At 43.9% G+C, this 23,092-nt stretch carries 25 protein-coding genes; 19 read left to right on the top strand and 6 right to left on the bottom strand.

Annotated features, from left to right (window positions below; translation table 11 throughout):
- Positions 1 to 15: 15 nt before the first annotated feature.
- On the bottom strand, positions 16 to 567 hold the full coding sequence (locus AC6R00_RS17655; protein WP_500641389.1) for a DUF924 family protein: 552 nt from the start codon (positions 565 to 567) through the stop codon (positions 16 to 18).
- Between the two features lie 4 nt (positions 568 to 571).
- Complete coding sequence (locus AC6R00_RS17650) at positions 572 to 2,002, bottom strand: aminotransferase-like domain-containing protein (RefSeq protein WP_500641388.1); 1,431 nt, start codon at positions 2,000 to 2,002, stop codon at positions 572 to 574.
- Positions 2,003 to 2,101: 99 nt separating this feature from the next.
- Between AC6R00_RS17650 and AC6R00_RS17645 the strand changes: the two genes are divergently transcribed.
- The 3 genes from AC6R00_RS17645 to AC6R00_RS17635 all read left to right on the top strand — a co-directional run bounded on the left by AC6R00_RS17645 (position 2,102) and on the right by AC6R00_RS17635 (position 4,211).
- The gene (locus AC6R00_RS17645; RefSeq protein WP_500641387.1) at positions 2,102 to 3,016 is read left to right on the top strand and encodes a DMT family transporter; all 915 of its coding nucleotides are present in this window, start codon (positions 2,102 to 2,104) and stop codon (positions 3,014 to 3,016) included.
- Between the two features lie 98 nt (positions 3,017 to 3,114).
- The gene (locus AC6R00_RS17640) at positions 3,115 to 3,360 is read left to right on the top strand and encodes a hypothetical protein (RefSeq protein ID WP_069669160.1); all 246 of its coding nucleotides are present in this window, start codon (positions 3,115 to 3,117) and stop codon (positions 3,358 to 3,360) included.
- 107 nt (positions 3,361 to 3,467) lie between these two features.
- The gene (locus tag AC6R00_RS17635; protein ID WP_500641447.1) at positions 3,468 to 4,211 is read left to right on the top strand and encodes a substrate-binding periplasmic protein; all 744 of its coding nucleotides are present in this window, start codon (positions 3,468 to 3,470) and stop codon (positions 4,209 to 4,211) included.
- 27 nt (positions 4,212 to 4,238) lie between these two features.
- On the opposite strand, the gene AC6R00_RS17630 is transcribed toward AC6R00_RS17635, so the two are convergent.
- The 3 genes from AC6R00_RS17630 to AC6R00_RS17620 form a co-directional block, all read right to left on the bottom strand.
- Entirely contained in the window at positions 4,239 to 4,787 is a 549-nt protein-coding gene (locus tag AC6R00_RS17630; protein WP_500641386.1) for an MSHA operon transcriptional regulator, read from the bottom strand.
- A gap of 285 nt (positions 4,788 to 5,072) precedes the next feature.
- A complete protein-coding gene (locus tag AC6R00_RS17625; RefSeq protein WP_500641385.1) occupies positions 5,073 to 5,672 on the bottom strand; it encodes a hypothetical protein in 600 nt (199 codons plus the stop codon).
- 127 nt (positions 5,673 to 5,799) lie between these two features.
- Entirely contained in the window at positions 5,800 to 6,093 is a 294-nt protein-coding gene (locus tag AC6R00_RS17620) for a YfcZ/YiiS family protein (protein WP_500641384.1), read from the bottom strand.
- 484 nt (positions 6,094 to 6,577) lie between these two features.
- Here AC6R00_RS17620 and AC6R00_RS17615 point away from each other — a divergent pair, with 484 nt between their 5' ends.
- Positions 6,578 to 7,039: a TetR/AcrR family transcriptional regulator gene (locus tag AC6R00_RS17615; protein ID WP_500641383.1), complete on the top strand. Its 462-nt coding sequence runs from the start codon at positions 6,578 to 6,580 to the stop codon at positions 7,037 to 7,039.
- A gap of 58 nt (positions 7,040 to 7,097) precedes the next feature.
- On the opposite strand, the gene AC6R00_RS17610 is transcribed toward AC6R00_RS17615, so the two are convergent.
- Positions 7,098 to 8,654: a methyl-accepting chemotaxis protein gene (locus AC6R00_RS17610; protein ID WP_500641382.1), complete on the bottom strand. Its 1,557-nt coding sequence runs from the start codon at positions 8,652 to 8,654 to the stop codon at positions 7,098 to 7,100.
- Between the two features lie 226 nt (positions 8,655 to 8,880).
- Here AC6R00_RS17610 and AC6R00_RS17605 point away from each other — a divergent pair, with 226 nt between their 5' ends.
- The 15 genes from AC6R00_RS17605 to AC6R00_RS17535 all read left to right on the top strand — a co-directional run bounded on the left by AC6R00_RS17605 (position 8,881) and on the right by AC6R00_RS17535 (position 23,052).
- A complete protein-coding gene (locus AC6R00_RS17605; protein WP_500641381.1) occupies positions 8,881 to 9,795 on the top strand; it encodes a protoglobin domain-containing protein in 915 nt (304 codons plus the stop codon).
- A 19-nt stretch (positions 9,796 to 9,814) separates the two neighbouring features.
- Positions 9,815 to 10,174, top strand: a complete 360-nt coding sequence (locus AC6R00_RS17600) for an STAS domain-containing protein (protein WP_500641380.1) — start codon at positions 9,815 to 9,817, stop codon at positions 10,172 to 10,174.
- Positions 10,167 to 10,589, top strand: a complete 423-nt coding sequence (locus tag AC6R00_RS17595; RefSeq protein ID WP_500641379.1) for an anti-sigma regulatory factor — start codon at positions 10,167 to 10,169, stop codon at positions 10,587 to 10,589. Before AC6R00_RS17600 ends, AC6R00_RS17595 begins: the two co-directional genes overlap by 8 nt.
- 1 nt (position 10,590) lies before the next feature.
- Entirely contained in the window at positions 10,591 to 11,175 is a 585-nt protein-coding gene (locus tag AC6R00_RS17590) for a SpoIIE family protein phosphatase (protein ID WP_500641378.1), read from the top strand.
- The gene (locus AC6R00_RS17585) at positions 11,168 to 14,317 is read left to right on the top strand and encodes a hybrid sensor histidine kinase/response regulator (protein WP_500641377.1); all 3,150 of its coding nucleotides are present in this window, start codon (positions 11,168 to 11,170) and stop codon (positions 14,315 to 14,317) included. Before AC6R00_RS17590 ends, AC6R00_RS17585 begins: the two co-directional genes overlap by 8 nt.
- Positions 14,310 to 15,440: a response regulator gene (locus AC6R00_RS17580; RefSeq protein ID WP_500641376.1), complete on the top strand. Its 1,131-nt coding sequence runs from the start codon at positions 14,310 to 14,312 to the stop codon at positions 15,438 to 15,440. Before AC6R00_RS17585 ends, AC6R00_RS17580 begins: the two co-directional genes overlap by 8 nt.
- A gap of 126 nt (positions 15,441 to 15,566) precedes the next feature.
- Positions 15,567 to 16,571 (top strand): response regulator, encoded by a 1,005-nt coding sequence (locus AC6R00_RS17575; RefSeq protein ID WP_004748566.1) that lies wholly within the window; start codon positions 15,567 to 15,569, stop codon positions 16,569 to 16,571.
- A complete protein-coding gene (locus AC6R00_RS17570) occupies positions 16,571 to 17,008 on the top strand; it encodes a PAS domain-containing protein (RefSeq protein ID WP_239853429.1) in 438 nt (145 codons plus the stop codon). The genes AC6R00_RS17575 and AC6R00_RS17570 overlap by 1 nt, the downstream gene beginning before the upstream one ends.
- 75 nt (positions 17,009 to 17,083) lie before the next feature.
- Positions 17,084 to 18,583: an NAD(P)H-hydrate dehydratase gene (locus AC6R00_RS17565; protein ID WP_500641375.1), complete on the top strand. Its 1,500-nt coding sequence runs from the start codon at positions 17,084 to 17,086 to the stop codon at positions 18,581 to 18,583.
- Positions 18,584 to 18,796: 213 nt separating this feature from the next.
- Positions 18,797 to 20,725, top strand: a complete 1,929-nt coding sequence (thrS, locus tag AC6R00_RS17560; RefSeq protein WP_004748569.1) for a threonine--tRNA ligase — start codon at positions 18,797 to 18,799, stop codon at positions 20,723 to 20,725.
- A gap of 3 nt (positions 20,726 to 20,728) precedes the next feature.
- On the top strand, positions 20,729 to 21,280 hold the full coding sequence (gene infC / locus AC6R00_RS17555) for a translation initiation factor IF-3 (RefSeq protein ID WP_071881323.1): 552 nt from the start codon (positions 20,729 to 20,731) through the stop codon (positions 21,278 to 21,280).
- Positions 21,281 to 21,386: 106 nt separating this feature from the next.
- On the top strand, positions 21,387 to 21,581 hold the full coding sequence (gene rpmI / locus AC6R00_RS17550) for a 50S ribosomal protein L35 (RefSeq protein ID WP_004411425.1): 195 nt from the start codon (positions 21,387 to 21,389) through the stop codon (positions 21,579 to 21,581).
- Positions 21,582 to 21,622: 41 nt separating this feature from the next.
- Positions 21,623 to 21,976 (top strand): 50S ribosomal protein L20, encoded by a 354-nt coding sequence (gene rplT, locus AC6R00_RS17545; RefSeq protein WP_004401084.1) that lies wholly within the window; start codon positions 21,623 to 21,625, stop codon positions 21,974 to 21,976.
- A gap of 212 nt (positions 21,977 to 22,188) precedes the next feature.
- Positions 22,189 to 22,653 carry a hypothetical protein gene (locus tag AC6R00_RS17540; protein ID WP_500641374.1) on the top strand — a complete coding sequence of 155 codons (465 nt, stop codon included), beginning with the start codon at positions 22,189 to 22,191 and terminating at the stop codon, positions 22,651 to 22,653.
- A 24-nt stretch (positions 22,654 to 22,677) separates the two neighbouring features.
- The gene (locus AC6R00_RS17535; protein ID WP_500641373.1) at positions 22,678 to 23,052 is read left to right on the top strand and encodes a nuclear transport factor 2 family protein; all 375 of its coding nucleotides are present in this window, start codon (positions 22,678 to 22,680) and stop codon (positions 23,050 to 23,052) included.
- Positions 23,053 to 23,092: the final 40 nt, after the last annotated feature.

Genomic DNA, 23,092 nt, shown 5'->3' with positions numbered 1-23,092 from the left:
GAAGGCCCCTCATTGTTAGAAACTAGAGCCGGGCTGTGTTAGGAACTCCACTTCTTCAGTGCTACTCGCTCGCCCAAGAATGTCATTGCGATGCGGATAACGTCCAAATCTGTCAATGATCACCTTATGCTTCAGTTCAAACTCGTAATTGTTTTCCATTCCCGGGGCGTTAAACAGCTCAACCGCTTGTTGATGGATGAACGCTGACTCGCTGTGCATAAATGGCATATAGAGAAAGCTTCTTTGCTTGGTTTCTAACTCCTGGTCCAGCCCAAGTGAAATCGCCTCTTGTGCGAGGGCGAGTGCCAAAGGGTCTTGAGCAAAGGCCTTAGGTGTGTTGCGATAGATATTGCGAGAAAACTGGTCTAGTACGATGACTTCAGCGAGTCGCCCTTGACTAGAGCTCCTCCATGTAAACAGTTCACTTTGGGCGGCACTATTCAGTAAATCTTCAAAGCGCGAAGTGATTGCCTTATCTAACTCTGAGCTGCTGACAAACCAATCTTTTGGCTCTAACTCGTTGAACCAAAAATTCAGAACGTCTGTTGCATTGGGAAGTGTACTCATGATTCTATCCGTGTAATGAGGTGGTCAACTGATGATGAATAAGAGTGGCGAGCTTTTCAACCCCAAGTTTCCAGTCTGGATTCGATAAAAAGTTGGAGCAGCTAAAACGGATGCAATGTGAGTATTGTCCTGAAGTGTCAAAAATAGTTCCGGGCAATATGCTGATTCCTAGCGACTTTGTTTGCTGATACAAGGCGTTGCTATCGAAACTACTTGGTAATGCAAGCCACAGTAAAAACGAACCTTGCGGCAAAAGTAACTTAAACTTTCCATTCAAACTTGGGTATTGATTGAGGCAGTAGCTTAGCTGCTGATAAAACAGTTTAGTGTTACCTTGGTACAAGCGCTTCATTCTTTGTACGTGTTGGCGATACTTTCCTGAGCTAAGGAAATCAGCCACGGCAGATTGCATTAGATTCAGGCTGCCCATGTTGTCACACACAAGGAACTTTTCAATTTGTGCTTGGTATTGACCTGCCAGTATCCAGCCGATACGTAAGCGAGAATCAAGCATCTTTGAAAGCGAATTCACATAGATGACTCGATCTTGCGTATCAAGAGTCTTCAGTGGCGGGATCCCTTCATCAAATGCAAGTGCACCAAAAACGTCATCTTCGATAATGGGAATAGACCCGGTTACCTCTAGTAATTTCAAACGGTTGTCTAAAGGCATTCTCGCCCCGGTCGGATTGGTAAAGTTGGGAGTGACGAGCAGTGCTTTCACATTCCAGTTATCTAGAGCATCTCGCAATGACTGAGTATCGATACCAGTACGAGGACAGCTTGGAATCTCGACCACTTTTAGCCCTAATGATTCCATCAAAAGTAGGTTGCCAAAGTAACAAGGTGACTCAACCGCAATGATGTCTCCTGCCTTGGTCAAAGCGCGAAGTGCTAAACTGATGGCTTGTTGGGCACCATGAGTAATGGCTATCTCATTTTTGCCAGCATTTACGCCGAGATCTTGGCTAATCTTAGTCAGGTGTTTGAGTAAAAGCTCGTTGCCAGGAGGCAGTTGATAGTGGCTTGGGGTATGGCTTTGACGTCGACTATGGCGACCTATTTCTGCATAAAGACTTTTAATCGCAGGCGTATCTATATTTGGATGAGCAGAACCTGTCGCCAAGAGCTCCTGTTGGTGTGAGTAAGTAAGGATCTCTTTACAAACCGAAAGCAAATCAACGTTGTTTGGTGCATGTACCGACGGCGCTTGAGAGTGACGAGCAGACACGCGATAACCTGATTTAGGCACCGTATAGATCATGCCTTGTGCTTCGAGCTCTTGATAAGCACGAATGACGGTGTTTTTACTCACGGTTAATGTATCGCTTAGTGAGCGAATCGAAGGTAGCTTATCTTCATCTGCCAACAAGCCAGTATCAATCTTCTGTCTGATGTATTGCTCTACCATCAGATATTTATTACTCGCATTCATTAATCTGTACCCAATAAATAATCTAAATCTGTATCTTTAAGCTTTTTCTGTACCTATTAAAGTAAACCTATATTAACGATTAGATCCAGAGGAAAGTTCATGTTAGTACGGCTCATCCCATTTGTGTTTGTTGTTCTTTGGGCTTCAGGCTTTGTTGGCGCAAGGTTTGGGCTTCAGTATGCCGAGCCCGCGACATTGCTTTCTTTACGTATGGTGCTGAATGTTGCCTTGTTCGCTGTTTTGATTGTGTTCTTACGTCGTCGATTACCAGCAGGTAAAGCTTTGCTGCATTGTGCTGTGGTTGGGGTACTTATTCATGGCTTCTATCTTGGCGGAACCTACCTCGCCATAGACCTAGGTATGCCTGCAGGGCTAAGTTCACTCTTGGTCGGTCTACAGCCAATATTAACGGCGTTAATATTAGTCTCTTTCGTTGGACAGTCGTTTAAGGCCTCTCAATGGTTGGGATTGGCGCTTGGCTTTGTCGGAATAAGTTTAGTCTTGATGGGTAAAGTAAGTTGGCAATCTGAAGCGCATAAGACAGCGGCGATCATCCTTTGTTTGATCTCTTTAGTTGGTATCACCCTTGGCACTCTGTATCAGAAAAAGTTCTGCCAAGGCGTCGACATGGTAGGGAGTGCGGCGGTTCAGTATTTTGCAGCAAGCCTGTTGTTTATCCCTTACGCGGTGGGTTTTGAATCCATGCAGGTGGATTGGAGTTTTCCATTTGTTCTTACCATGATCTGGCTAGTGGTCGTTCTTTCATGTATTGCGATTCTACTGCTGCTCTATATGGTAGAGCATGGAGCGGCATCCAGTGTGGCTTCCGTCTTTTACCTAGTACCGCCAACAACCGCTGTCCAAGCTTGGTTGATGTTTGGTGAGTCTTTCGATGGACTTGGTGTGCTTGGCTTTGCCTTTGCAGCTCTGGCGGTTTATTTGGTTGCCAAAGCGCCTGAGTTTAGCATCTTCAAGCGCAGAAAAGAGAAACTCAGTCGGCCACACACTTTGTAGGTATTGGCAAATCTGGTGAAGGATCTATAATCCCGCTCCTTATTGTTGTTTGAGCTTTTTGTGTGAAAGAAAGTAGAAAACCAGATCGAGTAGCCGCAATGAAAGGCATTATTGAGCAGGTAAAAAATACCTTACCTCTTTATGCGCCAGAAACGTTTGTGTGTGGCACCAAAGGTAATTGCGTCGGCTGTCCAAAGAAGTTGTTAGAAATGGTGGACTCTGAGCTGAGTTATTGGGAGTCAGCGATAGATAGAGGCATCACTCCGCAGTTCGATGAGATTCGTCGATTCGGCAAAATGTGCTCAAGTGTTAAGCGCGGCTTAAGTCGAAACGGTCTAATTTAATTCTTTTTCCTCCTTTAGAACTGGTCATCCGTAGACTAACTTTAGTATTAGATGGCAATTAGGGGGAGAACATTGTGATTCACAACATCTCTGTTTACCACTTGCTTATGGCGCTTGCCGTTTGGTTGTTATCTCCAAGCGTGCTGAGTAAGGAAAACGATCTGCGAGAAGTCTCGTTTTATACTGAGGCCTATCCGCCTGCCAACTTTCTCAAAGACGATATAATTACTGGGTATTCCGTCGAGATACTGATGGCGGCGAGTGCCTTAGTTGGCGAACCTGTCACGCTCTCTCAAATGACTCTTCAACCTTGGGCGCGTTCGTATCGCACCGTGTTGACACACAAGAATTCCGTACTTTTTTCTACGACACGTTCTGAACATCGTGAAAAGTTGTTTCAGTGGGTGGGGCCGATCGTTGATATCAAAGTGGTTGTCCTTGCAAGAAAAGACTCAAACATCAAGATTAACGATGCGCTTGATATGGCTAAGTACCGTATTGGTGTAATCCGAGACGATATCGGTGAGCAAAGCTTACTAGAACTCGGTATTCCGAGAAACTCGATGCAAGAGGCCTCTTACGTCACCGTCTTGGCTGAACAGTTAATGAAAAAGCGTATTGATCTGCTTGTCTATGCCGATCGCGCTGCTTATTGGTGGTCGCGTCAAGCAGGTGTAGACCCAAGCATATTTGAAGCTGTATATGTGGTTAAGGAAGGGGATTTATATTTTGCCGTTAATCGCAATACAGACAAAGAAATCGTCGATAAGCTACAAAAAGGGCTTGAGTTGCTGAAGAAAGAAGATGAGTCGGGTATCAGTCGCTATCAACAAATACTCGATAAGTACTAAGGACAGCGTTGCGCTGTCCTTATGCGGTTAGACTTTGGCTTTTTTGACAAAGTATGGGTTGTCGAACTTTTTAGGGCTTCCCAGTTCAGAAACCACCAACTTGTTCCACAATTGAAGATCGAATTCACCTTTCTCAATCGAAGGATACAGTGTCTCTGCTTCTTCAAGAGCGAAGCGGATGAATTGCTTCTTCTTAATTTGATTGTATTTACGTGCCACGCGATTGTGCTTCGAAATCCATTCTTGTTTAAATGCAATCAAACCCGGCTCAGCCTCTTCAATAGGCAATCTTGATAAGTAAATACGCTTGTATGACACTTTACGGTCCATCATGGTGCGCATTGCAGTTTGAATGTACTTACCATGATTGGTAATCGAGATATCGTTTTTATCAAAAAGTTGGACACTCCAACCTGACGGAAAAAAATTAGGTTTTCGGTATTGCTTATTCCTAACTTCGATTGCTTGGTGCATGACAAGATCAGAGGTGCCGTTGAACGTCTGCTGCCATTTGCCTATACGGATCTGTACGGCCGTTGGCAATCGATAAATATTGGTGAATTTATCTTGTTCCATATTAAGTACACTACTATACGTCTATGAATATGAAGACGGGAAAAAGGCGAACCTACGGAACGCCTTAGACATTGCTTGTTTTTTATTCTGCCACAGTGTAAAGACTAGCGCGTATGCAATCTAGTCGTTTGAGTCAATTGTAAGTCAGAAATGTGGCGGCTTACTTTAGCGTTAGATTATACATGATAACTACTGGCTGTGCGATATGTGAGCGATGACAGTTGTATCATTTCATTACGTAATGCCTAATTATCTTAAACAATATTCTGTAAAGTGTATCTACTACTAAGGGGCGACTGCGCCGCCTAAGGTTAAATTTGTCGGCCATTTCGAAATACGGTTACCACCAAGAAAAATATTGCCGTTTACAGTCATGGTGTCGGGGAATGTCGTAATCTTTGACCCGCCGATATACAGATTGCCATCGATGGTTATCCCTTCAGGTAACGTTTCAAGTGGAGTTCGTATCACGCTGAGATCCCCTTTTACGCGCAATCTCGGCGGCAAAGAGGTGAGCGGGGTATCAGTTAGGTTGATATAGCCGCCGACTTTTACGCCAGAAGGCCACCTTGTGATTTTGGAGCCTAGCAGGTTAGCATAACCTTTGATTTTTACCCCTTTATCAATCTTGCTTAGGCTGCAGTTAGTCGCAGTCAGACTGCCCTGAATATCCACGCCTTTGGGGATACGTTTAATCGAGGTTTTGGCAATGTTCAGATTCCCTTTGACCACCAAGCCACTGGGCAATTCGGTATAGGGCTTATTGCGCAGATCTAAGTTACCATAGTTATCTAGATGGTTAAGAATACGAAATTGATCTAGAGCGACAGCATGGGTATTCAGAGAGAATACGACTAACAAGATTGAAAACAGAATACGCAGCATAGTCGAACGAGGTTTGTGAGAGTGATACCTAATATTAAGTCTAGGCTTAAATAGTGCAATGATATTGGCTTGTTGAAATAAAAAAACGGGCTGAATAGCCCGTTTTAGATAAAAATCAAATAGTTGATTATCGCGCTAGAGAGCGAGTTTTTAGTTCAAAGATCAGTTTCTCAGCACTTACCTCAAACTTAAAACGAGCCGTTAGCTCAGTTGATTCTTCAGTGATAGGAGACACTTCAAATTCAACAGCCGCACAAACTTGCTTGGCTAACTCAACATACCTATCCAGTTCTGCCTGTAGTAGTGTTTGGCCAGCTGCAAAGATAGTTACTTCGGCAACATCATCACCTTCTTTAATGATGAAACCCATTTCGCCTGCACAGCCACATGCTTCGCATACTTGTTCTGGTTCAGTGCTCATCTCAAATCAATCCTCTTACAAATAATAGGGCTATATTACCCAGTAATTAGATCTGAATCCATAAAAAGGACTCTGCTAGCAATAGAGTAAATAACAGTATGATCTATTGTTTGCTGAAATTTTGCGCAAACATAAACACGACGAATTGGTTAGCGCTAAGTGTGATTTAGATCAATAAATCACGAAAATTCATGTCATTCTCGCGTCAGAATGCTATTCAGTTAGTTGTAAGCACCAACAAATTGTAAGATTATCGGTCGCTCAATATTATATAAACAAAAAGATAACGTCCTTTGATTTCATAAATATCGTCAATGGTTATTTATGGAAAATTAGCTTGCATTACACAACAATTAGATAAGCCGTATGGTTTAATTGTGGTTTGGTCTTTTACGTTGAAAAATGACGTACGATACTAAAACGGAAGTTAGTGACATTGGACGTCAATAATTAAAGACGGATATACAGAGAGAAGAGCCTAAACATGCCAAAGCGTAGTAAAGAAGATACTGAGATCACCATCCAGAAAATAATGGATGCGGTAGTAGACCAACTATTACGACTCGGTTACGACAAGATGTCGTACACAACATTAAGCCAACAGACAGGTGTATCAAGAACGGGTATTAGTCACCACTTTCCGAAGAAGACTGACTTCACTGCTGCACTGGATGGTCGCATTTTTAAAATGTTTGTCGAGCACGTTAATTTTGAAAACGGGCTGGAAGCATTTTCATCTAGCTGGGTAGCTGCGCTAGATAACGAAGAGTTTCGTGCGATCCTACGTCTACTATTCCACCACATTGTGACTTCTCAAAGTACACATGAGTTTGCCAGCAATGGTATTGAGCGCCTTTACAAGGTTTGTGAAGAGAAGCTCGGTGATGGTAGTGCAAAAGAACTTGAGTGGTTAATTGGTCGTTCACTGATTCGAATGGCTCAATAGTCAAAAAAAGCCTTCTTCGGAAGGCTTTTTTGATCCTATAGAAACCTACTATCGGTAGCTATAGCTTTCTAAACTGGGTTACAAGCTTTCCTTGTGAGTCTAAGTTTTCGACCAGTCCTTCACATTCGTCTTTAGTATCACTTGCTAACACATTGGTTGCTGCGCAAACATCACTGATTGATTGAACGCTAGAGTTCATTTCATCTGTCACTCGTGCCATTTCTTCAATCGCAGTAGCGATTTGATTGTTTCGGTCAGAGATATCTGTCACTTGATGAAGTAGGGCATCCAGTTTATCTCCGGAAGTATTAGCACAATCGACACAGATGTCTGAAAGTTGATTGCCTTCATTCATGGCTTGAACTGCTCTTTCAGTGCTGGCTTGAATGAGCTTGATGATGTTCTGGATCTCCTCTGTTGACTCGTGGCTTCGTTGAGCTAATTGGCGGACTTCATCTGCTACTACGGCAAAACCTCGACCTTGTTCACCCGCACGCGCTGCCTCAATCGCTGCATTGAGTGCTAGTAAGTTGGTTTGCTCTGCGACACCTTGGATGATGACCAGAACTTCGCCGATAGTTCTACCATGCTCTACCAACTGTTGGATAACCTCAGAAGCCACACCCAGTTGTTTGGATAGCTCACTGATTGAATCGATAGTTTGAGTAACGGAAGCTCTACCTTCATTTGCAGCGGTACTTGCTTGTTCTGTGACATCCGAAGCGCTTTGCGCATTTTGAGCTATTTCGTTAGCGGTAGAGTGCATTTCATTGATCGCAGCGGCAACTTGTTCTGTCTCCGAAGTTTGACCAACAAGGTTCTCTGCGGTTGTCTCACAGTTTTTAGCCGAGGAACTCGCCGCCTTTGATATTTGTTGGTTAGAGTCTTGGATTCGGCCAACTATGGAATTGATTTCTGATTGGCGCATCTTAAATGCAAGTTGAATCTCTGAAATATCGTCTACCCGTTTGTTGTATACCAACTCCATTAAAGGGTTGTCGAAAACTTTCCGCGCTTGGGCCGAAAGTTCTTCTAAGCGTCTTGTTTGTGCGTAGGCAGTGGCGGTACTAAGAGCAAAAAATACCCAGATAGCAGTAGTGGGGGAAAAGGAGGCGATAGCACTTGCTGCTATGGCTATCAACAACATAACGCTTGCCATTCGCTGCCACAACCGAGTTCGAGGTAGTTTAAGCTGAAGAGGGGTATTGCCTTGATTGAGCTGTGCATAAATCTTTTCGGCATTTTTGACGTGCTCTCTCTTAGGCGCAAGTCTCACCGATTGATACTCGACCGTTTTGCCATTCTCTTTTATCGGGGAAGCAAAGGCATCAACCCAGTAGTGGTCACCATTTTTACAGCGGTTTTTCACCAATCCCATCCATGAGTTACCTTGTTTTAGATAACCCCACATGTTTTCAAAGGCTGCTGGTGGCATATCTGGGTGTCGGACGATGTTATGGGGTTGGTCCACTAACTCATCCAACGTATATCCAGCGACTTCGCAAAAATCCTGGCTTGCATAGGTGATATGGCTGCTTGGCTTAGTGATAGAGAGTAAATTGTATTCTGGCGGATACGTGACTTCCCTTTGGGTTACGGGTTGGTTTACGCGCATAAGGTTCCCCTATTACTTCCTTTTATAAAACGATTTCTAATGACCGAGTTCCATTCAGTATATGAACAAATTGAATACTTGACCTAATTACTAGGGATTAATTTTGTTTTTGATTCTTTTGTTATTTGTCACGTCAATTATGTGGTCTAAGCTTAATTGCATAGTCAATTGTTACGACTTTAGTTGAAGCCTTCACGAAGTGGCGATTAAAGATGAGGAAGCAAGGATGTCAAACAATAAGTCGGTTGGTTCATATACAAGTGCGGACAGCTTACTTAAGTTGCACGATTTAACAGAGGCAGACTTGGCGCTTATCCGTAAGTTTGGCGATCTAATGTTGCCTAAACTGCATGACTATGTGGGTCACTTTTATGACTGGCTAGAAAATCAACCCGAATATACACAGTTTTTTGCAGACGACAAAAAGTTGAAACGGGTTCAGAATGCGCAAATTGAGTATTGGAGTACATTTTTCAAAGCCAAAGTAGACGACGAATATGTTAAACAGCGCCGAGATGTAGGAGAGGTGCATGCGCGTGTTGGTTTGCCTTTACCCACATACTTCGCAGGTATGAATATCTCGATGGTTATCTTCACTAAAAGGATGTACGACGGAAGTTTATATAGTGATGAATACAGCTCGCTTGTAACAGCCTTTACGAAACTGCTTCATTTAGATACCACAATCGTAGTTGATACTTATTCACGCTTAATCAATCGCCGTATTGCGGAACAGAGCGAAGCGCTTCTGGCAATGTCTACGCCGGTGACCATGGTGTGGCAAGACATTTTAATGCTTCCTATTGTGGGGATCATTGATTCCAAGCGGGCGCAAGACATTATGTCGGCTGTGCTCAACAAAATATCCGAACACCGCGCTAAAATTTTCATTATGGATATCTCAGGTGTTGCGGTTGTCGATACCGCCGTTGCCAATCACTTTATTAAGATTACCAAAGCCACCAAATTGATGGGGTGTGATTGTTTAGTGTCGGGCGTTTCACCGTCAATTGCGCAAACCATGGTTCAGCTTGGTATCAACGTTGGAGAAGTACAAACCAATGCTACCTTAAGGGATGCATTAGAAAATGCATTTGAAATGATGGGGTTAAACGTACAGGCACTAAAAGCACTCTCTTAGTTTGAGGCTTAGCATAATAATGAAGAAGTCTATTTCCATAAGTCAGTTACAGAATGTTCTTGTTGCGACGATTCAAGTCGACTTGAGTGATGAAGTCTTAGATGACTTTCGCTTTCACTTGCTAGAAAAAGTCGCAAGCCACTCGATTAGTGGTGTACTGATTGATTTGTCGGAAGTGAAAACCTTAGATCGCGCCGATTTCGATAAGCTGTTTACCATTGCAAAAACGGTACGAGTTATGGGTAGGCGCTGTCTGTTTGTTGGTATACGACCTGGTATTGCAATGGCATTGGTTAACATTGGCTATCATACCGAGCAGCTGCCTTGTGTGCAGAGTATTGACGATGGTTTACAACTGATAGGAGGCGTCATTGATTGATTCTAGTGCTCCTGCAAAAGTGATAGAAACGCATCATGTTACGTCAGAGTCAGATGTCATGAGTGTTGTATTGGCTGTGTACACTATAGCTCAGCAGCTTGGGTACAGCGCTGCTTTTGTAAGTGAGTTAGCTACGTCGGTATCTGAACTTGCCACTAATATTGTGAAATATGCGGGAGAAGGTGAGGTATCTATTCACCAAGTTGAAACTTCGCTAAATATTGGCTTGAAGATTATCGCCTCAGATTCCGGGGATGGAATTAGCGATTTGACAAGTGCGTTGAAAGACAATTATTCGACCGGGCAATCTTTGGGGCTTGGGCTTCCTGGTGTAGTGAGAATGATGGATGACTTTGATATTCAGTCTTCACCTGAAATAGGGACAATTGTCACTATTACCAAGTGGAAGAACTAATATGGGGTTCCAATACAGCGTCAAGTGCGTCCCATATCGAGATGAACCGGAAGCCGGAGATGGCTTTCATATCTGTAAGCTAGACAACGGGCTACTGGTCACAATTATTGATGTTTTAGGTCATGGAGTAAAAGCCGCTCAGTTAGCCCGACAATTAGAACAGTTTCTTGATGCTAGTGGCAGCGCTGATATTGATTGGACAATGCGTCAAGCCCATCAATTCTTAGCCGGAACTTTAGGTGCAGCCATGACCATAGTTTTTTTCGATTCAACCAAGTTAAAAGGCTATGGTTTAGGTGTGGGAAACACTCTTGTTCGTCGGCTTGGAGATAAAGGAACGAGTTTCCATGCTCAAGCGGGGATCGTGGGTGAGACCTTACCGAATCTAAGGCATTTTGAATTCGAATTTACTAACGACTCCACCTTTCTCTTGACGACAGATGGTGTCAAAGAAAACATTTCTCAGTCTGAGTTAGAGCATGCCAATGGCAAAGCTTTGGATTACATCTCCTCTTATTTTATTGAGTCTTTCAGTAAGCCCTTTGATGATGCAACCGCAATAGTTGTGAGGTTCTCTCATGACTAACCAATATCACCTAACTGTTGCCAATAGTGATGTGTCTAGAATTGCATTGCGCAGAAAAATTGTTTCAATATTGGATGTCATTGGTTACCAACACATCGAACGTGACCAATTCCTAATGCTTGGCAGTGAAATCCCTCGGTATCTCTTTACACTTACAGACAAAATTCAATTGATAGCGGCATTGGATGATGAAATGCTGATGTTTGAATGGCGCTGTCCTGAACTTACCACACCTATTCCCCATTTAGCGATTCCAATACTGGATGTTCAGGTCTCCAAACAGAGTTTAATTTGGCGAATCCGGTTAGGTACAGCGCTTACTACCCAGCAACGTACCGCTATAGCAAGCATACTAGGAGAAAAATCACGGGATGAGTTGCTAGAAGAGTTGCAACAAAAAAACTTGGCTTTAGCAGAGCACCAACAAGGTTTAGAAGCGGAAATTGAGCGTCGAACGAAAGATCTGAAAGCCTCTGAGGCCTTGTCGAGTACTATTATTGATGGGGCTCCATCGAGCGTCGTTATTATTGATGCGTACCAGAAAATTGTCATGTGGAATAAGACGGCGCAGGAGACTTATGGCTTTACTTCCCAGGAAGTCACCGGCAAGAACTTATGTGAATTACTCAAAGTCGAGTTGCCAAAAGACCTAGAAGAAATCTTGAGTGGTGAGCTTTCTATTGATGATCAAGATAAGGTCAGTGGCGGTTTCTTTGAAGTTGAAACGTTCACCAAAGATGGAAGAATGATTCCAATAGATCTTGGGATTAGCATTTTTTGGTTTGATGACCAGTGTTGTGCAGCCATGTTTTTGCGTGATGTGACTTCGAGGAAGTTAGTCGAAGATGAGCTTACGAAGGCTCGTGCGAAAGCAGAGGAAGCGGTTGAAGTAAAGTCCATGTTCTTAGCCAACATGAGCCACGAAATTCGCACGCCTATGAACGCGATCATTGGTATGTCTCACCTTGCGTTGAAAACAGACCTTTCACCCAAACAACACGACTATTTGTCTAAGATCCACAATTCAGCTTCTCTACTGCTCGGTATCATCAACGATATTCTCGACTTCAGCAAAATAGAAGCTGGCAAACTTACCATTGAAGAGATCGACTTTTATCTCGATGATGTTTTGCACAATGTTTCTATGGTGACGGGTCAAAAAGCGTTTGAAAAAGGCCTAGAGCTTCTGTTTAAAGTCTCAAAAGATGTACCGAAAGTGATTAAAGGCGACCCGCTTCGCTTGGGGCAAATTATCATTAACTTGGTGAACAACGCGGTTAAGTTTACAGAGCAGGGCGAGATAGCGGTGTCGGTCAATGTCCGCCCTGAGTCGGATGGTCAGATTTACTTATGCTTAGACGTTCAGGATACCGGAATTGGAATGTCAAAGGAGCAAGCTGACAAGTTATTCAATGCATTTACTCAGGCAGATGGTTCTACTACCCGGCGTTATGGAGGTACAGGGTTGGGACTATCAATATGCAGAAGACTGGTCGAGCTTATGAATGGTGAAATTCGAGTTGATAGTACGCCTAATCAAGGCAGCTGTTTTTCATTTTGCGTCCTCGTTGGATTTGAAGAAGCCAATCAAGATAAATGTTTGGTGGTTCCAGATACGCTCCAATCAGTAAAAGCTTTAGCTGTAGATGATAATGAACATGCGCTACTCATTATGGAAGATTTACTGGATGTCTTGCCTAATAAGCCAGCTATGGTCAACAGCGGACAAAAAGCACTGCAAGAGCTTGAACGCGCCTCAGCGGCTGGAGAGCCTTATAACCTAGTGTTCATGGATTGGAAGATGCCTGAAATGAGTGGTATTGAGGCAACAAAGCTGATCCGCCAACAAATCAAACCGCAGCATCAACCCCAAATGGTCATTGTTACTGCTTATGACAAAGATGACATCTCCAATGAACTAGACGATTTAGATATTGCAGGATTCCTGGCGAAACCGATAGGACAGTCATTTCTGTTTGATCTATTGATGGACCTATTCGCGCCCCAAGGTTCATCGTCGAGTTCCCGCCATAAATCAAAAGCAGAAAAAGACGGTGGTATGTTTAACGGGTTGCGCGCACTGCTCGTAGAGGATAATGAGATCAATCAGCAAATTGCGGTTGAGCTGATGGAAGACAAAGCGATTCATGTGACGGTGGCCAACAACGGCTTAGAAGCGTTAGAAATCTTAGAAAAAGACAGGGATGCCTTTGACATAATTTTTATGGATCTACAGATGCCTGTTATGGATGGTTACGAGGCTAGTCGAAGAATTCGATCCAATGAGTTGTACGATGACATTCCACTGGTTGCCATGACGGCGCATGCGATGATTGAAGAGAGGGAAAGGTGTTTAAGTTTGGGTATGAACGAGCATGTATCTAAACCGATTGATCCAGACGCGCTTTATTCGACGATAAAGAGGTGCTGTGTCGATAAGCTCGATCTTAAAGATTCGAGGCAACAGTTTGCTGTATCGGAGCAAGAGAATGAGAGTGCTGTTGATACTAGCTACTCGATTCATGATATTGAGTTGCTTGACGCTAAAAGTGGGTTAATGCGTGTTGCAGGTAACGAAGTGCTCTATCAAAGATTGCTCTCTCAGCTAGTTGATAAAGAACATGATTTCTGCAAGCGTCTAAACATATCGCTTGAGAAACAAGATTATCCCCACGCGAAACTGTTAATACATACGCTTAAAGGTTCTGCTGGGAATCTAGGGGCAACACGATTATCTGATATCGCCGCACGATTAGAGTCACAACTGGGTGAAGAAGGGACCAATCAAGAGTTTGAAAGCTTAATTGAGGAACTTGAAGCACATTTAGAGCCGTTTTTTATAGCAGTTTGCAAAGGGCTAGGCCGACCTTATCCCGCTGAAGTTAAAGAGAGCTTAGATGACGAGAGTGTCGCGCTGATAGCTCGGCTCGATATGTTACTTAATGAATTTGACTCTAGTGCTATCGACTTTCTTGACGAGCACTACATACGACTCAATACTTTACTAGAGTCGGAGAACTTCGAAGCCTGCTGTCGGAATATTCACGATTGTGACTTTCTAGCGGCAAGTCAGGCATTGAGAAAGGCGATCAGTATCTATCCATTAGATATTGATAAAGTGTTTGGAGAGTCAAGTGGCTGATTCGGTATCGAGTGTGCTTGTTGTCGACGACAACGCAGAAAATCGGGTGTTATTAAGCAGCCTGCTTAAACCGCATCACAAAGTCATTGTGGCAACGAGTGGCCAGCAAGCTCTGGCTATTTGCGAAAATCAATCCCCTGACATTGTCCTTTTAGATATCATGATGCCTGAGATGGATGGTTATGAAGTCTGTGAGAGGCTCAAAGCCAATCCGAATACCCAGCACATTCCAGTTATCTTTCTCACCGCTAAAACTCAGATTGAAGATGAGCAACGTGGCTTTGAAGTTGGAGCGGTCGATTATATCCTGAAGCCGATCAGCCCACCGACCTTGCTATCACGTATCAATACTCACCTTAAGCTACGTTTCACGATGGAAGAGCTGTCTGAGCAAAACGAAAGCTTGGAACAACGCGTGAAAAAGCGTACTCGAGAGTTAGAAATGCTGCAAGACGCGACAATAGGCGCGATGGCATCATTGGCGGAAACACGAGACAACGAAACAGGAAACCATATACGTCGCACGCAAAACTACGTCAAACTGCTTGCTGAAGAGCTCCTGATTAATGGTCACTACACGGAAGAGTTGAGTCCGAGCTCAATAGAACTGCTCTACAAGTCAGCACCTCTGCATGACATTGGCAAAGTCGGTATTCCTGATAGTGTACTATTGAAGCCGGGTAAATTGACCGACGAAGAGTTTCATTTGATGAAGTTCCACACCACGCTTGGTCGAGCAGTGCTATTGACGGTTGAGGACTCTATTGACTTTAAATGTGATTTTCTTCAAACGGCAAAAGAGATTGCCTACAGTCACCAAGAAAAGTGGGATGGTAGCGGTTATCCGGAAGGTTTGTCAGGCTACGATATTCCTTTGAGTGCGCGGCTTATGGCGGTTGCTGATGTCTATGATGCGCTAATTTCAGAGCGCGTATATAAACCGGCTTTTTCCCATGAGAAAGCGGTAGGAATTATTGCTGATGGCTCAGGTAGCCATTTCGAACCCTTGATGGTCGATACCTTCTTAGCAATAGAAGAAAAATTTAGAGAGGTTGCGTCAACGTTTCGCGATGAAGGATTTGACGAGGACTCATTTAATCAAAAAGCGAGTGGCGAAGAGTAAGCCTAATATTGGTCTAGTGGTCTTACCTACTGTTTACTCAAAGAAATTTGCCGCCTAGCGTACCGGGTGTGCAAACCTTCTGTTACACTCAAATAATAAACTACATAAATAGGAGTAGGTGTACGCATGTCTTATCCGGTACTTATATGCGATGACTCCGCTTTGGCGAGAAAGCAAATGGCTCGCTCACTGCCTGCTTCGCTAAATGCTGATATTACCTTTGCAGTCCATGGATTGGATGCTTTAGAGCAGCTAGAACAAAATGAATTCAAGTTGATGTTCTTGGATTTAACCATGCCAGAGTTGGATGGTTTTGGCACATTAGAAGAAATTGGCAATCGAGGTATTGATATACCTGTGGTGGTTGTATCAGGCGATATTCAACCTAAGGCCAAAGAAAGGGTGATGACGCTAGGTGCAAAGGCGTTTATCCAGAAGCCAATTGATAAAGATGCTCTTAATCAGGTGCTTAAAGAGCTAGTTGAACCGCCAACTCAACCGAGAATTATCACGCCTGTTTCTGTCGAACTACCGATACTTCGCCGCCGCGATATCTATATGGAAGTGGCTAACGTATCTATCGGTCAAGCGGCTGACGCCTTGGCAAGACACTTTGATGTGTTTGTCCATTTACCCTTACCAAACGTAAATATACTAGAAGTCAGTGAACTTCACATGGCCCTTAGAGATCTAGCGGAAAACGATCAAGTCTCAGGGGTGTGCCAAGGGTTCAGTGGGGAAGGTATAGCAGGTGAAGCGCTGGTACTATTAAGTGATTCAAGTGTCAGCGACCTTAAAAAACTAATGAAAGTCCCTGCCGATAGTGAAGAGTTAGAAGAGCTTGAACTGTTAATGGACGTTTCTAACATTTTGGTCGGTTCCTTCTTGAATGGTTTGGGTAAGCAAGCTGAGGTGCGCTTCTTCCAAAGTTCTCCAGTGTTGTTAGGCCAGCACATCTCTATTGATTCTGTGATTTCTTCAACGACCGGTGTGTTTAAGAAAACGATGACGTTTGAAGTGAGCTACAACATTGATGGAACGTCGATACGTTGTGATTTACTGTTTATGTTTGTCGATGAATCGTTACCACTTCTAGACAACAAGCTTTCGTACCTAATGGAGGACTTCTAATGTTATCTCTTCCAGCTGAATTTGAGCAGTTCCACTGGATGGTGGATATGGTGCAAAATGTAGACTTGGGCTTAGTGGTTCTCGATACTGATCATAATGTTCAAGTGTGGAATGGGTTTATGACTCATCACAGTGGCATACAAGCGCACGATGCGATTGGTAAGTCTCTGTTTGAGCTGTTTCCTGAAATTCCTCAAGATTGGTTTAAGCTAAAAACCAAACCCGTTTATGATTTAGGCTGTCGTAGCTTTATCACTTGGCAGCAGCGTCCATACTTGTTTAAGTGCCGAAATGTTCGTCCTGTGACTCAACAAGCAGACTTTATGTATCAGAACATTACGCTTAACCCGATGCGTACACCGACGGGTGAGATTCGTTCTTTGTTTCTATCTATACAAGATGCGACGGCCGAAGCGCTTGTCTCCAAAAAGCAATAATCTGTAATCAACGCCAAGGATTTCCTTGGCGTTGTTGTATATGCTTTAAAGATCTTCCAATACCTCGTCGAATTTATGAACTCAACACTTCCTCTAGAACTGTATACAGGCCAGCAAGTTAAACACGGTGAACAGCAAGCAGCTAAGCTCGCTGGCGTTGAGATGTATACGTTAATGCTTCGAGCTGGGCTGGCAACTTATCAACTGATGAGAGATGAGTTTCCTCGTGCAAAGCGTATTGTGATAATGGCAGGAACAGGAAACAACGGCGGAGATGGCTTTGTCGTCGCCAAACTTGCCAAGTCAGATGGATTAGAGGTTTCTCTCTATTTATTCGGTGATGAGACCAAAATATCTGGTGATGCGGCTAAAGCCAAACAAGAGTGGAGGGAGTGCGGCGGAGAGATTCAATTGTTCGACTCGTTGGATTGGTCGAAAAGCAGCGCGGATGTGTTGATTGATGGACTATTGGGCACTGGTCTTACGGGAGAAGTCAGGAAGCCCCTTCAAGATCTCATCGCAAAGGTCAATGAAAGCCAAGTTCCGGTTGTCGCGATAGATACTCCTTCCGGTTTGTGTACCGACAGTGGTCAAATCTTGGGAAATGCGATCATTGCAAAACACACGGTAGCGTTTATTGGCGTAAAACAGGGTTTAACAACCGGGCAGGCGAGAGCGTACACAGGTAAGCTTCACTTTGCGGGCCTGGGTGTTGAGAGTGAATTCAGGCAGTGCGTAGAAGCCAGTAGCCGATTTATCGATGCGGGCCAATTTCGCTTAGCGATGCCGCCCCGTATCGCGACAGCTCACAAAGGGCACAATGGACGTTTACTATGCTTGGGTGGGAATCAAGGCTATGCGGGCGCGATTCGTCTATGTGCGACCGCGGGAGCGCGAAGTGGTGCTGGTCTGATACGTACGTTATGTCACCCCCATTCGGCGTTGCCACTGCAGGTTGCCTGCCCAGAGGTAATGACGTTGGGGTGGGGCGGCGAAGCTGATGCCCTGAAGGGTGGGTTAGATTTTGCTGATGTCATTGCTATGGGGCCGGGGCTTGGAATTGACAGCTGGGCACAAGATATGTTCTTAGCAGCTAGTCGAGTAGAAAAACCAAAAGTTATCGATGCGGACGGCCTTAATCTCTTGGCGCGGCAACCCAATGCCGATAGTTTGCGAATTCTCACTCCCCACCCAGGTGAAGCGGCGCGTCTTCTGGGCTGCAGTGTCACTGACATCGAACAAGACCGCTTTCAAGCAGTAAGAAACTTGCATAAGAAATACGGTGGTATCATCGTCTTGAAAGGCGCGGGAACCTTAATATTCGACGGAGACGAGATCTCAGTTTGTCAGGCAGGAAATGCAGGAATGGCAACTGGCGGTATGGGAGATGTCCTAACCGGAATTCTTGCAGCCTTGATCGCGCAGGGATTGACATTATCTAATGCTGCCAAGTTCGGCGTACTACTACATAGTGTTGCCGCTGACCAAATCGCAATGCGTGAAGGGCAGGTCGGTATGCTCGCTAGCGATGTGATTGATGAGGCGCGAACCGTGCTTAATTACTGGTTAACCTGAACGATTTTTGAACTTTTCTTAATCAATTCTGTGACTTCGATTGTTATTTCACATTAATTCGTTACAATACGCGTTCGTTCCTGAGTTGTGCATCCGTATTTGCGCAGAAAAAGGAAAAGAACTCTCGTCTTTACTCCTTGAATTCTAAGTTAAAGACACGTTTTAAATTGCATGTGTTGCTTGGTGTGCAACACCACTGTAAAGGACAGTTAAATGCCTATTATTACTCTTCCTGACGGCAGTCAGCGTCAATTTGACAACCCTGTTTCTACTCTTGATGTCGCACAATCTATCGGTCCTGGTCTTGCGAAAGCAACCATCGCTGGTCGTGTAGATGGTAACCGTGTTGATGCTTGTGATCTTATCGAACAAGATGCAAGCCTAGAAATCATCACAGTTAAAGATGAAGTAGATGGTCTAGAAATCGTTCGCCACTCTTGTGCTCACCTACTTGGTCACGCGATCAAGCAGCTTTTCCCTGAAGCGAAAATGGCGATTGGTCCGACTATCGATAGTGGTTTCTACTACGATATCGACCTTGAGCACTCTCTAACGCAAGAAGATCTAGAAAAGATTGAAAAGCGTATGAAAGAGCTTGCTAAGACCAAATACCAAGTCATCAAGAAAAAGGTTAGCTGGCAGGAAGCTCGCGATGCATTTGAAGCTCGCGGTGAAACATACAAGATGGAAATCCTAGACGAGAACGTTTCTCGTGATGATCGTCCTGGTCTTTACCATCATGAAGAATACATCGATATGTGTCGTGGTCCACACGTACCACATATGGGTTTCTGTCAGCACTTCACGCTACTGAACGTAGCAGGTGCATACTGGCGTGGTAACAGTGACAACAAGATGCTACAACGTATCTACGGTACTGCTTTCCATGACAAAAAAGCGCTTAAAGCGCACCTTACTCGCTTAGAAGAAGCAGCGAAGCGTGACCACCGTAAAATCGGTAAACAGTTAGATCTGTTCCACATGCAGCAAGAAGCACCGGGTATGGTGTTCTGGCATCATAATGGTTGGTCTATCTTCCGTGACTTAGAAGTGTTCGTACGTCAAAAGCTAACAGAGTACGATTACCAAGAAGTAAAAGGTCCATTAATGATGGATCGTGTTCTTTGGGAGCGCTCTGGTCACTGGGATAAATACGCAGATGCGATGTTCACAACTTCTTCTGAGAACCGTGAATACGCGATTAAACCGATGAACTGTCCAGGTCACGTACAGATCTTTAACCAAGGTCTTAAATCTTACCGTGATCTACCGCTACGTATGGCAGAGTTTGGCTCTTGTCACCGTAACGAGCCATCGGGCGCGCTACACGGCATTATGCGTGTACGTGGCTTCACACAGGACGATGCACACATCTTCTGTACTGAAAGCCAAATCCAAGACGAAGTTACGGGTTGTATCAAGATGGTTTACGATACCTACCAAACTTTCGGCTTCTCTAACATCGTGGTTAAGCTATCTACTCGCCCAGAAAAGCGTGTAGGTTCAGATGAGATCTGGGATCAATCTGAAGAAGCACTTAAGCTATCTCTAGAATCAATGGATATTCCATACGAGATTCAAGAAGGCGAAGGCGCGTTCTACGGTCCTAAGATTGAATTTACGCTTTACGATTGTCTAGATCGTGCATGGCAGTGTGGTACAGTTCAGCTAGACTTCAACCTACCGGGTCGTCTAGGAGCCACTTACGTGGATGAAAATAACGAGCGCCAAGTGCCAGTTATGATTCACCGTGCTATTCTTGGTTCACTAGAGCGTTTCATCGGTATTTTGATTGAAGAATACTACGGCTTCTTCCCAACTTGGTTATCGCCAGAGCAGGCTGTAATCATGAATATTACTGATAAGCAGTCAGATTATGTTCAGGAAGTGGCACAAAAACTACAAAAATGTGGAATTAGAGCTAAAGCGGACTTGAGAAATGAGAAGATAGGCTTTAAAATCCGCGAACATACTTTGAAGCGTGTACCGTATATGCTTGTTTGTGGCGACCAAGAAATGGAAGCTGGCGAAATCGCAGTACGTACTCGTAAAGGCAAAGATCTTGGCAAGTTTAAAGTGGATGACTTTATCTCATACATCCAAGACGAGATCTCAAGCCGTAAGCTCAATCTGGAGGAATAAACTATTAAAGGCGGAAGACGCGGCCAAGTACCGGCCAAACAAAATGCTCATCGTTTAAACGGTGAAATTCGTGGCGTTCGTGAAGTTCGTTTAACTGGCGCTGATGGTGAATCAGTTGGTGTTGTTTCTATCCAAGAAGCAGTAGCAGCAGCTGAAGAAGCTGGTATGGATCTGGTAGAAATCAGTCCAAACGCTGAGCCACCAGTATGTCGTGTAATGGACTACGGTAAATTCCTCTTTGAGAAGAGCAAATCTGCTAAAGAGCAGAAGAAAAAGCAAAAACAGGTCCAGATTAAGGAAGTAAAATTCCGTCCTGGAACTGATATTGGAGACTATCAGGTAAAACTACGCAACCTGACGCGTTTCCTTGAAGAAGGCAACAAAGTGAAGGTAACAATTCGCTTCCGTGGCCGAGAAATGGCACACCAAGAGATCGGTGTTGACGTTCTAAATCGTCTTAAGGAAGACACTGTTGATTTAGCAGTAGTGGAATCTTTCCCTAAGAAGATCGAAGGTCGTCAGATGATCATGGTTCTTGCCCCTAAAAAGAAGTAATTAACGGCTTTGCAAGTAAGAAAACTCAGCTTCCGTAAGGTGGCTGGGTTTTGTTCGCCCTAATTACTATTGTTTAAAACAACTCAACAATGCGGAGTTATTCATCATGCCTAAGATGAAAACCAACAAAGGTGCTGCTAAGCGTTTTAAGAAAACTGCTGGTGGTATTAAGTTTAAGCACGCTACTAAACGTCACATCCTGACTAAGCGTACTACTAAGAACAAGCGTCAGCTTCGTCCAAATGCAATCCTTCCTAAGTGTGAAGTGGCTGCAGTTGCTCGTATGCTACCATACGCATAATTCTTTTTAGTTTATTAATCGTTTAGTTTAGGAGAAGCATAATGCCTCGCGTAAAACGTGGTGTACAAGCTCGTGCACGTCATAAGAAAGTTCTAAAACAAGCTAAAGGTTACTACGGTGCACGTTCACGTGTTTACCGCGTAGCTTTCCAAGCAGTTACTAAAGCTGGTCAATACGCTTACCGTGACCGTCGCAACAAGAAACGTCAATTCCGTCAACTATGGATTGCACGTATCAACGCTGCATCTCGTCAGAATGGTCTATCTTACAGCCGTTTCATCAACGGTCTTAAGAAAGCATCTATCGAGATCGACCGTAAGATCCTTGCTGACATCGCGGTATTCGACAAAGCTGCATTCGCAGTTCTAGTTGAAAAAGCGAAAGCTGCTCTTTAATTAGAGTTAGTTTTTAGGATTAAGAAAAGGAGAGCTTCGGCTCTCCTTTTTTGTATCTAGATTTTGATCCTTGCTCAATTATCCACTCAAATACGATTAACCACTCGTTCATCGTCACTCCACCTATTGCAAACCTACTGAAATCACTTAATATTTTGCATTCACCCTATTATGCATCTATGACAATAGGCTAGTTGAACAGTGAGGGTAGTATGCAAGCAAAGGAAGCATTTGAAGCGGCGAGTAGTGCAGAGAAAGTCGCGAGCTCGTTGTACAAATGGATTGCAGGTAATCGTGGGCTTAAAAGAACGGTTGCAGTTGAACTGCAAGAAAACATCGAGCTCATTCGTTTGTACGTAGAGACGCGCTCGGGGTATGAACAACTCATTCCACAAATTAAAGAATCAGCCTATCGAAACGCATTGCAGCAAGGGTTTAACTTTAACTCACTCAGTCGCTCCAAAATAGATGCAGCTAGCACTAAAGGGATCAAACAGCTTGAGCGCTACCATGGGTGGGAGACTCAGCAAGTGATTGAAAGCATTTACGCCAAGATCTCTGCAATTAAAGCTGCCATCAAGATTAAAGATAATGCTAAGCCACTACGATTAGGGGTTCGATTACACAACATCTTCAAGCTTCTTGTGATGCTCTCTAATCACATTGGTCAAAAGTAAAGTAGCCGAACGAGGTGATAGGAAATGGATATTCTGATTGAACAAGAAAAAGCGCTACATCAGTTTTCAGTTAGGAAAGACAAAGCTGAAAGAGAACGACTAATCCACCCGACATTTCGTGAAGTAGGGAAATCGGGTACTAGTTTTGATTTTGAGACGATCACTGAAATGATGGACGGTGAAGAAGCTTCTCAAGTCGTTATCCATTCTCAGGATTATGAATGTATCCAACTTGAACCCTCCGTACAGCTTGTTTTATATAAATCCGCGTTGATCTCTGCTGATGGTGAAAGTAGCAGTTACGCCAAACGGTCATCGATTTGGGCATTTACTGAATGTAACTGGCAACTCAAATATCATCAAGGGACACCTTGTCCTGCTTTTGAAATTGAATCTTAGGCTTATCTCTTGGCGAAATCGAGTGTAGGATGAAATGTGC

It is taken from the genome of Vibrio sp. R10-SF1-ISO8 (assembly GCF_059833805.1).
The sequence above is the reverse complement of the archived record's forward strand: the minus strand, read 5'-3'. Positions and strand labels throughout refer to the sequence as shown.